Raw genomic sequence first — 10,000 nt, forward strand, 5'->3', positions numbered from 1 at the left:
CGGGAAAGTTCCGTTAGTTTAGATGCTGAAACGCACCTGAGAGAGGTTTCTGCAAAGGCCAGGCCAGATCACCATGTTTGCTGGTGCCAAAACCAAGCGCCACCAGCGACTCCACCATCTTCACCGCCGCGCTGACGCCATCGATTACCGGCAGTCCCAGCTCCCGGGTCAGCTCCCCGGCCAGCGTCGCCATCCCGCCACAGCCCAGCACAATCGCCCCGCTGCCATCTTCCCGCTTCGCCTGAATGCAGCGCTGCCGCACTTTTTCCTGCGCCAGGCCGCTGCCATCCTCCAGCGCCAGTACCGGCAGATCGATGGCATGCAGCGCGGCACAGTGATGGGTAAAGCCATACTGCTGCAGCAGATGACGCGCAATCACCAGGGTGCGCGGCAGCGTGGTGACAATGGAGAAACGCGTCGCCAGCAGCGTGGCGGTATGCATCGCCGCTTCCGCGATGCCGATCACCGGTCCGCTGGCCAGTTCGCGTGCCGCCAGCAAACCCGGATCGCCAAAGCAGGCAATGACGTGGCCGCTGACGCCCTGCGCTCTGCCCAGTTTAATCTGCTCCAGTACGCCGATGGCGGCGATCGCCTCATCGAAGTGCCCTTCAATGGAAGGCACGCCCTGCGACGGTGAAACAGCCAGAATTTCGGTGCCCGGTGCGGCGACCGCACGCGCGGCCTGACCGATAGTTTCGGTCATCGCCAGGCTGGTATTAGGGTTAATAACCTGAATCAGGCTCATGAGGCAGCTCCAGAGCCTGCGGCAAACAGTCGGGAAAAGTCGGGCAGCGTTTCCCCGCTGCGCTCAAAGTGCAGGCTGGAGACGATGTGCTCGAAGTGATGCTGTAGCGCCTGCGTCAGCGGCTGCAGCGCACGCGCGCGCAGTAACTGAAGCAGATTCGCATGATCGTCACAGCGGCAGCCACGCTGCCAGGGTGCGCCATAGGCGGCGATCACCAGCGATGATCGCTGCGTCAGACTGGTCACCATGCCGGTGAGCACCTGATTCCCGGAGATCGCCTGCAACTGAATATGAAAGGCCGCTGACAGCCGGATGGCTGCCGGCCCATCATGATCGGCGTGCGCCTGGTTCTCCTGCGCGATGAGCTGCTCCAGCGCCACCAGATGCGGGGGCTGCAGATGGGCCAGGACCGCTGGCAGATTAGCGCACTCCATTAAACTGCGGGTTGAGAAGATATCCCGCGCCTCTTCAACGCCGGGTGTTGAGACCTGCGCACCACGCTTGGGCGTCAGGGTGACCATTTGCACCGCCGCGAGGCGTTGCAGCACTTTGCGGATGCCGGTGCGGCTCACACCGAAGACCCCGGAAAGCGCCTCTTCCGGCAATTTACTGCCCGGCGGCAGCTGATGCTCAACAATGGCGTTCATCAATGCCTGGTAAATCCCTTCATCTTTATCCTGCAGCCTGGTGGCGTCTCGCTGTCCTGTTTTACTCGTCATTACCCGCTCCGGTTGCTTGCTGTACGCCACATATCGTATACGTGAAAAATAAATATTGTATACAAGAAAAGAGATCTGGCCTGGATCCTGCAATACCGCTTTACCAGATTATTCATTCCACTCTCGGGTAGAGGAGCAGGTTTCATGCCAAATCAATCAACGGTGGCCAGTACGGCCTCTGAAGCCAACGCCCGTTACAGCCCACGACTCTGTAACGACGACCTGGCACCGACTCGCGATCAGAACTGGTCGTGGTACAACATTTTTTCTTTCTGGATGTCGGATGTGCACAGCATGGGCGGCTATGTGGTGGCCGCCAGCTTCTTCACGCTGGGATTAGCCAGCTGGCAGGTGCTGCTCTGCCTGTTAGCGGGGATCTGCATCGTGCAGATCTGTGCGAATCTGGTGGCGAAACCGAGCCAGATGGCGGGCGTCCCCTATGCGGTGATCTGCCGTCAGGCGTTTGGGGTGTTTGGTGCCAATATCCCGGCGGTGATACGCGGCCTGATCGCGTTCGCCTGGTATGGCATCCAGACCTATCTGGCGGCGAATGCGCTGATGCTGGTGCTGCTGAAGTTCGCGCCGTCGCTGACGTCGATGACCGTGCCGCACTGGCTTGGTCTGTCGCTGCTGGGCTGGTGCTGCTTCGGCATTATGTGGTTACTACAGGCGATGGTGTTCTGGCATGGCATGAACGCCATCAAACGATTTATTGATGTCGCCGGACCGGCAGTCTATGTGGTGATGGTGGCGCTGGCGGGCTGGATTGTATACAAGACCGGCTTCGATGGGATCTCGTTTACCCTCGCCAGCAAATCGCTTACCGCAGGCGAGCAGACGTGGCAGATGATTACGGCGACGGCGCTGGTGGTCTCTTACTTCTCCGGGCCGCTGCTGAACTTCGGTGACTTCTCACGCTACGGCAAAAGCATGTCAGAGATCCGTCGCGGCAACCGCTGGGGACTGCCGTTTAACTTTCTGCTGTTCTCGGTGGTGACGGTAGTGATTGTGTCGGGCACCCAGTCGCTGTTTGGCAAAATGATTACCGATCCCATCGAAACCGTAAGCATGGTCGGCAACGATCTGGCGGTCGCGATTGGATTGCTGACCATGATTACCGCCACCATCGGTATCAATATCGTGGCGAACTTCGTCTCACCCGCTTTTGACTTCTCTAACTGCTCACCGCAGAAAATCAGTTTCCGTACCGGCGGGATGATCGCTGCGGTGGGGTCGGTGCTGTTAACGCCGTGGAATCTGTTCCAGTCTCCTGAGCTGATTCACTATACGCTGGATGTGCTGGGATCGTTTATCGGGCCGCTGTTCGGGATTCTGCTGACCGATTTCTATCTGATTAAACGTGGACGTATCTCGGTCGACGATCTTTTTAACGATACGCCAGCAGGCCGTTACTGGTATCGCGGTGGCTTTAACCCTAAAGCGATTGGCGCACTGCTGCCATCGGTGGCGATTTGCCTGGTGATTAGCTTTATCCCTTCCCTGCATCAGGTGGCGAACTTCAGCTGGTTTATTGGTGCCGGTCTGGCGGCAGGCTGCTATCGCTTTATTGCCCGTGAAGATCGTGAGGCGGAGGATGGTGCCCGCTGGCAAGGCGAGGTGATGCAGCAGAAGAACCAGGCCGCCGCTGAATAGCAGACAGCAAAAAGCCGATTCATTTCTGAATCGGCTTTTTTAAAGAGATTGGCGGAACGGACGGGGCTCGAACCCGCGACCCCCTGCGTGACAGGCAGGTATTCTAACCAACTGAACTACCGCTCCGCGCTTTGTTCCCCGTCGGGAACGAGGCGCATAGTAATGGCAGCCTGTTGCGACGTCAACGCTTTTTCCAGGCGAACAAATCGTTTGCTGTTTTTTTCAGCTTGCCGTTGATTTTATCCACAAAAATGCGTAATTCAGCCGCGCCACAGGCAGCTGCCACCCTTTTTCATCACCAGATCCAGACGTGACTCATGGGCAACCACTTCTTCATCGCTGGCCGTGACCACTCGCAGTGCAGAGGTGGGACGCACGATGCGCTGGATGCTCTCTCCCTGCGCCTGTCGGGCGCTTTCACTTTCCGATAAAAAGGAGAGTGAAGTCTGTCCGCCGGTCATCGTCAGGAAGACTTCAGCCAGAATCTCGGCATCGAGCAGTGCGCCGTGCAGGGTTCGTTTGCTGTTGTCTATTTCGTAACGCGAGCAAAGCGCATCAAGGCTGTTGCGCTTGCCGGGAAACATACGGCGCGCCAGCGCCAGACTGTCGGTGATTTTGCAGAAGGTTTCGGTTTTCTCAATGCCGCGGTTCAGCTTTGCAAACTCGTAGTCCATAAAGCCGATATCAAACGGGGCGTTATGGATCACTAATTCAGCACCGCGAATGTAGTCGAGAAACTCATCGACAATCTCGCTGAAGGCAGGCTTGTCGGCCAGGAACTCATCGGCAATGCCGTGTACGCCAAAGGCTTCGGGATCGACCAGCCGATCGGGCTTAAGATACATATGGAAATTGTTACCGGTCAGGCGACGGTTAATCACCTCTACCGCACCAATCTCAATGATGCGGTGCCCCTCATAATGTACCCCGATCATGTTCATGCCGGTGGTTTCAGTATCGAGAACGATCTGGCGGTTATTTGCAGTGCTCATAAGACCCGTTTTATGTCAGACTTAGCGTTTTTGAGAGGAAGTCTACCAGAGATGCGCAAACAGGTAGAAATATTCACCGATGGATCCTGTCTTGGAAATCCCGGTCCCGGCGGTTATGGGGCGATTTTACGCTACGGTCAGCATGAGAAAACCTTCAGCGCGGGCTATCACCTTACCACCAATAACCGGATGGAGCTGATGGCGGCGATTGTCTCACTGGAAGCGCTGACCCAGCCGTGCGATGTGGTGCTCAGTACCGACAGTCAGTATGTGCGTCAGGGAATTACCAGCTGGATCCATAACTGGAAAAAGCGTGGCTGGAAAACCGCCGACAAAAAGCCGGTGAAGAATGTCGATCTCTGGCAGCGTCTCGACTTAGCACTCAGCACCCATAAGATTCAGTGGGAGTGGGTTAAAGGCCATGCCGGACATCCGGAAAATGAGCGCTGCGACGTGCTGGCCCGCAGCGCGGCTGAAAATCCCGCTTTTGAGGATATCGGTTATAAAACCGAATCCTGATCCTCTGCCTGCCGGAACTGGCGTGTGGCATTGACCGTCTGGCGGATCTTGCTGGTGCTCATACTCTTCTTAGCCCGGGTCGGCAGCAGCGGGAAGGTGCGTTTACGTGCCACCACAATATTCAGACAGCCCAGCGCCGGTAAGTGGGCGCTGATCAGTTTTCCGCCCTGCCGATGCCACGGCAGCACCTGAAAGCGGGTGCGATAGACTACCTCATAATTCAACAGTCCCAGCCAGTCGACTAACCGCACCTGGCTGAACATCCGTCCGCTCCAGGGGGCTTTGCGGTTCAGGCCCGGCACCATCTTACTCACGCCGAGCAGGCTGAATGGATTGAAGCCGCTGATAATCATCCAGCCATCATCAATTAACACCCTATCTACTTCACGTAACACCCGGTGAGGATCCTGGCTCCAGGCGAGCGTATGGGCCAGCAAACAGGCATCGATCGACTTCGACTCAAACGGCAGTTGCATCGGGTCAGCCAGCACCTGTAACAGCTCACCTTCCCTGCCAACATTGACCTGATGTGAAATAGCACAGTTTTCGGTGTTGATTTCTGCGCTGAGGTTGCCAAGCTTAAGCATATGAAAGCCATAAAGCTTTCCAAGGTAAGGCTGAAGCTGCTGCGTTAGCGCGTCGCGGAAATAATCTCCCCACGGCATATCGCGCCATGACAGCGGTGCGTTCAGAATCTGGCGTGATTTAGCGGGCTTCATGCTTTACGCTCTTCCTTTTCCTACGACCTGCGAGAGGTGATGATGAATCTTACCAGTATTCCTGCGTTGCAGGACAACTACATCTGGACGCTGACTGATGATGACGGTAAATGCCTGATTGTCGATCCCGGCGAAGCCCAACCGGTGTTAGAAAAAATGGCCTCCAACGGCTGGCAGCCGGTCGCTATTCTGCTGACTCACCACCATAACGACCACACGGGCGGAGTGAAAACACTGTGCGAGCATTTCCCTCAGCTTGAGGTCTATGGTCCCCAGGAAACTGCGGCTAAAGGAGCCAGAACCATAGTCAGCGAAGGCGATAAGGTCACGGTACTGGGCCTGACGTTTGAGGTAATCCACACCCCTGGTCACACTTTAGGACATATCTCATATTACAGCTCACCTTATCTTTTCTGTGGTGACACACTCTTTTCGGGCGGCTGCGGACGCCTTTTTGAGGGCACGGCAGAGCAGATGTATGATTCCTTTCAAAAACTTAACCAGCTTCCAGGTGAGACATTAGTCTGCTGCGCACATGAATATACTTTATCCAATCTGAAGTTTGCTGCGGCTATTCTGCCCCATGACCCACAAATAACGGCCGAATATCAGAAAATTAAGGACTTACGCGCTGAAAATGGCATTAGTTTGCCCACAAAACTGGCGCACGAACGGACAATAAATTTATTTCTTCGCACGCAAGACGTTGATTTACAAAGGGCATTAAACGTTAACGTTACTGATGAACCCGTATGGCGTTCATTTGCCGTTCTACGCGAGAAGAAAGACGCTTTTTGATTTTTCGGGTTGTGTTGTGAAAAGTCGTCACGTATAGTTGCTCGTCTTTTAAGCGAACTATTGACACACACATGAAGGCTAAAGCGATCTTACTCGCCTCAGTCTTGCTGGTAGGATGTCAGGCGTCCAGGAACGATGCCAATATCCCGGTACAGCATGCACAGAGTCTGTCTTCAGCTGGTCAAGGTGAAAATGGAAAGTACGGAGACGAGTTTTTGTCGCCGCGATGGCAGGAAGATGGAACTGGCCTCGCAGCAGACGCAGATCTCTGGAGTTTCATTAGTGACGAGTTGAAGATGGGGATTCCGGAAAACCCGGCAATCCGCGAACAAAAAAGTAAATTTTTAAAAAATAAGAGCTATCTCCACGATGTAACATTACGGGCAGAGCCGTACATGTACTGGATAGTCGAGCAGATACAGAAACGTAAAATGCCGATGGAACTGGTACTGCTACCCATAGTGGAGAGCGCTTTTGACCCCCGGGCAACTTCATCCGCCAATGCCGCTGGTATCTGGCAGATTGTTGCTGCAACAGGTCGAAACTATGGTTTGAAACAGAACCAGTATTACGATGGGCGACGCGATGTGGTCGCATCCACGAAAGTTGCGCTGGATATGATGCAGCGTCTTAACACCATGTTTGACGGCGACTGGTTATTAACCATCGCAGCGTACAACAGTGGTGAAGGACGTGTACTCAAAGCGATAAAGCAGAACAAGGCGCGCGGTAAGCCGACTGACTTCTGGCATTTATCGCTGCCACGCGAAACGACCGTGTATGTGCCTAAAATGTTAGCTCTGAGTGAACTGCTCAAAAATAACAAGCGTTACGGTATCAAACTGCCGACACCTAATGAAAGTCGTGCTCTGGCGCGAGTGGAAGTGGGTCAGCAGATACAGCTGACGCAGGCTGCCGAAATGGCGGGTATGTCGCTCACGAAACTGAAGAGCTTCAATACCGGTTACAAAGGCGGTGCAACAGCGCCAAACGGCCCACACTATATTATGGTGCCGAAGTCGAACGTCGCGAAACTGCGTAACTCACTGGCTTCCGGTGACATCGCAGCGGTACAACCTACTCAGCTTGCGAAAGCCAGTGCGAGTGGCGGGTACAAAGTGCGACGGGGTGATACGCTCTCTGGTATCGCCTCAAAACTTGGCGTTAGCGTCTCGACACTGAAGCAGGATAACAACCTGCGCGGTGCTGATATCCGACCGGGTCAGACTCTGACCATTGGTTCGAATGGCACCCGACTGGCTGATAACGGCAACAGCATCACCTATCGTGTTCGTAAGGGTGATTCTCTTGACAGTATTGCCCGTCATCACGGCGTTAACATCAAAGACGTGATGCGCTGGAACAGTGTGCTGGACAGTGCGAAAGATATTCAACCCGGCGATAACTTAACGCTGTTTGTGAATAATAACGCAACACCTGATACCTGATACGTTGAAAAGGCTGACATTTGTCAGCCTTTTTCTTTTATTCATCCGCCACCGTTTACTCATCTGCCGGACTTCCCTCCTCCTTCTACAGGCTCGCTTAATGCACCGGACTAGCTTCCTGAACTGAACTCCACCAGTAAGGGGTTATGGTCGGACGCGCGCGTCACCAGTACGGATGCCTCACTCACCCTGAGATCGCGATAGAAGACGAAATCCAGCGGGCGACCAAAGGCTTTACGGCGGTGATCGGCAGTAAACATGACCTCTTCCAGCTTCATTCGCTGTGCAAAACGGTAGAGGGCATTGATACGCTGACGGCTCCAGGCATTGAAATCCCCGGCCATAATCACCGGCCCCTGGTGATGCATGATCTGCTCCCCGATTGGCCCCAGCTGTTTACTGTAGACGTCGACGCCCAGGCTGAAATTTACCGCATGGATGTTCACGACCATCAGCATTTCCCCCGTGGGCAGCGGATACGCCGTGACCAGTGCCGATTTTGACAGCCTCAGCAGAGGCTCACGCTCACGCAGCGGGCAGCAATAGACCGGGTGCGCAGAGGCGAGCGTCATCACCCCAGAGGGATGCTGAGGCAGCACAAAGGCAGGTACCTGATCGGCAGCAAGATAATTACTGGTGGCAAACTCCACCAGTTCTGGTGTGGTCTGCGCTTCCTGCAGTAATACCAGGTGCGCATCTTTACCAAATCCTTCCAGTACCGACATCCAGTCTGCGCGTTGCTGCTTAAAGATGTTCCACACCAGAACTTTGAGGTTTGGGTGCGCGGGCAAGGGGGCGCCGGGTGGCAGTGCCTGACCGAGATGGAGCATCGCGCCAGGTGGAAAGATCTGTTCCACTGGTTGTCCTGCTACATATCGCATTGCATAAGTTTTTTTGCGCACTTTCCCGCCTGGCTGATGATTCAAAATACAGTTAACACCTGTCTGTTATAGGGATTTTAGACCGGGGTTTCAATGGATGCAGGTGAATGTCAGAATTCATCACCTTTTCCAGAATAAAGCAGCCCTTTTACGTTCGCTAAGCAAAACGAGGCAGATCAGGCGGTGACATCCCCGATGTCATCGTTAACGGCTCCTGTACTGGTTATAACAGCATTATCAGTCATAAACTGGCTTAATGGCCATGTGACTGCAGGGAGGAAGAATGAAGGCATCTTCTGATGAACTAAAAGTGTTTGTCAGCGTAGTAGAAAGTGGAAGTTTCAGTCGCGCTGCTGAACAGCTGAAGATGGCTAACTCTGCCGTCAGCAGGACAGTTAAAAAGCTGGAGAGCAAGCTGGGTATTGCCCTGCTGACCCGCACAACACGGCAGCTGGCGCTTACGCAGGAGGGCGAACGCTATTTTCGCCATGTTCAACGTTTTTTGCAGGAGATGACCACGGCAGAAAGCGATTTGATCGAGAGTTTACAGGCGCCTAAAGGACTACTGCGCGTTGATGCCGCGACGCCGGTCATTCTGCATTTGCTGATGCCGATGATTAAACCCTTTCGTCTGCGCTATCCTGACGTGACTCTTTCTTTGATCTCCTCAGAGAGTTTTATCAATCTGATTGAGCGGAAAGTGGATATCGCCATTCGCGCCGGCAATCTCACCGACTCAACGCTGCGCGCCCGGCTGCTGTTCAGGAGCTTTCGCAAGATGGTTGCTTCACCCGCCTATCTCCGTGAGCATGGGACACCGCAAACGGTGGCTGAGCTGGATAACCACCACTGTCTCGGCTTTGATGATTCCCCACGACTCAATCGCTGGCCCGTCTCCCGTGAAAGCGGCGAACTCTATGATATTAGCTGGGCTATCTCCTCTAACAGCGGAGAGACGATTAAGCAGCTCTGTCTTACCGGTAATGGTATTGCCTGCCTGTCGGACTATATGATCGATCGTGAAGTTGCTGAGGGAAAACTGGTGGAAGTGTTGGCCGATCAGCGTCTGCCGGTCGAGATGCCCTTCCATGCTGTTTACTACAGTGATATTGGCGTAAGCCAGCGTGTGCGCGCTTTTATCGATTTTCTGAGTGAGTGGACAGCTGACCAGCCGTGGCGTACCTGAAGTCTACAGGGGCAGGCCTGATCGGGGTCTGCCCGCACACAATTTGGAAGGTGTGGGATCGATTGCGCGATTATCGCTTCAGATTCAAAGAATTAGCGATCGTTAAAATGATCCGGGAGATCGAAGAGAATCAGCGCGGTGTATTTTTCCGTGTTGAATTTTCTGCAATGGAAAAAGCCCTGACCGTTAAGTCAGGGCTTTCCAATTAAGTGGCGGAACGGACGGGGCTCGAACCCGCGACCCCCTGCGTGACAGGCAGGTATTCTAACCAACTGAACTACCGCTCCACCGATTCTTTCACAGCTGTCAGCAACGGGCTGATGGCCGTGTGTTCCTGTTT

11 protein-coding genes and 2 tRNA genes are annotated in these 10,000 nt (G+C 54.3%); 6 read left to right on the plus strand and 7 right to left on the minus strand.

Features of this window, described 5'->3' with window-relative positions:
* Positions 1-13 precede the first annotated feature (13 nt).
* Together hpxA and OK412_RS14035 are read right to left on the minus strand one after the other, a co-directional pair.
* On the minus strand, positions 14-745 hold the full coding sequence (gene hpxA / locus OK412_RS14030) for an allantoin racemase (protein ID WP_010671141.1): 732 nt from the start codon (positions 743-745) through the stop codon (positions 14-16).
* Positions 742-1,464, minus strand: coding sequence for a GntR family transcriptional regulator (locus OK412_RS14035; protein ID WP_010255133.1), 723 nt, complete (start codon positions 1,462-1,464; stop codon positions 742-744). The genes hpxA and OK412_RS14035 overlap by 4 nt, the downstream gene beginning before the upstream one ends.
* 144 nt (positions 1,465-1,608) lie before the next feature.
* Here OK412_RS14035 and OK412_RS14040 point away from each other — a divergent pair, with 144 nt between their 5' ends.
* Entirely contained in the window at positions 1,609-3,117 is a 1,509-nt protein-coding gene (locus OK412_RS14040; RefSeq protein WP_264353257.1) for an NCS1 family nucleobase:cation symporter-1, read from the plus strand.
* Between the two features lie 49 nt (positions 3,118-3,166).
* Here the strand turns inward: OK412_RS14040 and OK412_RS14045 are convergent.
* A tRNA-Asp gene (locus OK412_RS14045) sits at positions 3,167-3,243 on the minus strand.
* Positions 3,244-3,377: 134 nt separating this feature from the next.
* The gene (dnaQ, locus tag OK412_RS14050) at positions 3,378-4,109 is read right to left on the minus strand and encodes a DNA polymerase III subunit epsilon (protein WP_154209594.1); all 732 of its coding nucleotides are present in this window, start codon (positions 4,107-4,109) and stop codon (positions 3,378-3,380) included.
* A gap of 51 nt (positions 4,110-4,160) precedes the next feature.
* Here dnaQ and rnhA point away from each other — a divergent pair, with 51 nt between their 5' ends.
* A complete protein-coding gene (rnhA, locus tag OK412_RS14055; protein WP_010255125.1) occupies positions 4,161-4,628 on the plus strand; it encodes a ribonuclease HI in 468 nt (155 codons plus the stop codon).
* On the opposite strand, the gene OK412_RS14060 is transcribed toward rnhA, so the two are convergent.
* Entirely contained in the window at positions 4,610-5,347 is a 738-nt protein-coding gene (locus OK412_RS14060) for a class I SAM-dependent methyltransferase (RefSeq protein WP_010671138.1), read from the minus strand. The genes rnhA and OK412_RS14060 overlap by 19 nt on opposite strands.
* Before the next feature lie 42 nt (positions 5,348-5,389).
* Here OK412_RS14060 and gloB point away from each other — a divergent pair, with 42 nt between their 5' ends.
* Together gloB and mltD are read left to right on the plus strand one after the other, a co-directional pair.
* Complete coding sequence (gene gloB / locus OK412_RS14065; protein ID WP_010255119.1) at positions 5,390-6,145, plus strand: hydroxyacylglutathione hydrolase; 756 nt, start codon at positions 5,390-5,392, stop codon at positions 6,143-6,145.
* 71 nt (positions 6,146-6,216) lie between these two features.
* A complete protein-coding gene (mltD, locus tag OK412_RS14070; RefSeq protein ID WP_022625195.1) occupies positions 6,217-7,593 on the plus strand; it encodes a murein transglycosylase D in 1,377 nt (458 codons plus the stop codon).
* Positions 7,594-7,703: 110 nt separating this feature from the next.
* Here the strand turns inward: mltD and OK412_RS14075 are convergent, their stop codons facing one another.
* Positions 7,704-8,495, minus strand: a complete 792-nt coding sequence (locus OK412_RS14075) for an endonuclease/exonuclease/phosphatase family protein (protein WP_010255114.1) — start codon at positions 8,493-8,495, stop codon at positions 7,704-7,706.
* A gap of 262 nt (positions 8,496-8,757) precedes the next feature.
* Between OK412_RS14075 and yafC the strand changes: the two genes are divergently transcribed.
* Positions 8,758-9,660: a DNA-binding transcriptional regulator YafC gene (gene yafC, locus OK412_RS14080; RefSeq protein ID WP_022625197.1), complete on the plus strand. Its 903-nt coding sequence runs from the start codon at positions 8,758-8,760 to the stop codon at positions 9,658-9,660.
* A complete protein-coding gene (locus OK412_RS14085) occupies positions 9,648-9,869 on the plus strand; it encodes a hypothetical protein (RefSeq protein ID WP_264353258.1) in 222 nt (73 codons plus the stop codon). Before yafC ends, OK412_RS14085 begins: the two co-directional genes overlap by 13 nt.
* Before the next feature lies 1 nt (position 9,870).
* On the opposite strand, the gene OK412_RS14090 is transcribed toward OK412_RS14085, so the two are convergent.
* Positions 9,871-9,947, minus strand: a tRNA-Asp gene (locus OK412_RS14090).
* Positions 9,948-10,000 lie beyond the last annotated feature (53 nt).

Origin of the sequence: Pantoea sp. JV6 (genome assembly GCF_025910055.1) — a bacterium.
GTDB classification, from domain to species: domain Bacteria; phylum Pseudomonadota; class Gammaproteobacteria; order Enterobacterales; family Enterobacteriaceae; genus Pantoea; species Pantoea agglomerans.

Bases quoted from the DNA above. Each gene is read 5' to 3' on its own strand.
- gloB (WP_010255119.1), top strand. From the start codon at position 5,390: ATGAATCTTACCAGTATTCCTGCGTTGCAGGACAACTACATCTGGACG.
- OK412_RS14040 (WP_264353257.1), top strand. From the start codon at position 1,609: ATGCCAAATCAATCAACGGTGGCCAGTACGGCCTCTGAAGCCAACGCC.
- yafC (WP_022625197.1), top strand. From the start codon at position 8,758: ATGAAGGCATCTTCTGATGAACTAAAAGTGTTTGTCAGCGTAGTAGAA.
- mltD (WP_022625195.1), top strand. From the start codon at position 6,217: ATGAAGGCTAAAGCGATCTTACTCGCCTCAGTCTTGCTGGTAGGATGT.
- dnaQ (WP_154209594.1), bottom strand. From the start codon at position 4,109: ATGAGCACTGCAAATAACCGCCAGATCGTTCTCGATACTGAAACCACC.
- hpxA (WP_010671141.1), bottom strand. From the start codon at position 745: ATGAGCCTGATTCAGGTTATTAACCCTAATACCAGCCTGGCGATGACC.
- rnhA (WP_010255125.1), top strand. From the start codon at position 4,161: ATGCGCAAACAGGTAGAAATATTCACCGATGGATCCTGTCTTGGAAAT.
- OK412_RS14060 (WP_010671138.1), bottom strand. From the start codon at position 5,347: ATGAAGCCCGCTAAATCACGCCAGATTCTGAACGCACCGCTGTCATGG.
- OK412_RS14035 (WP_010255133.1), bottom strand. From the start codon at position 1,464: ATGACGAGTAAAACAGGACAGCGAGACGCCACCAGGCTGCAGGATAAA.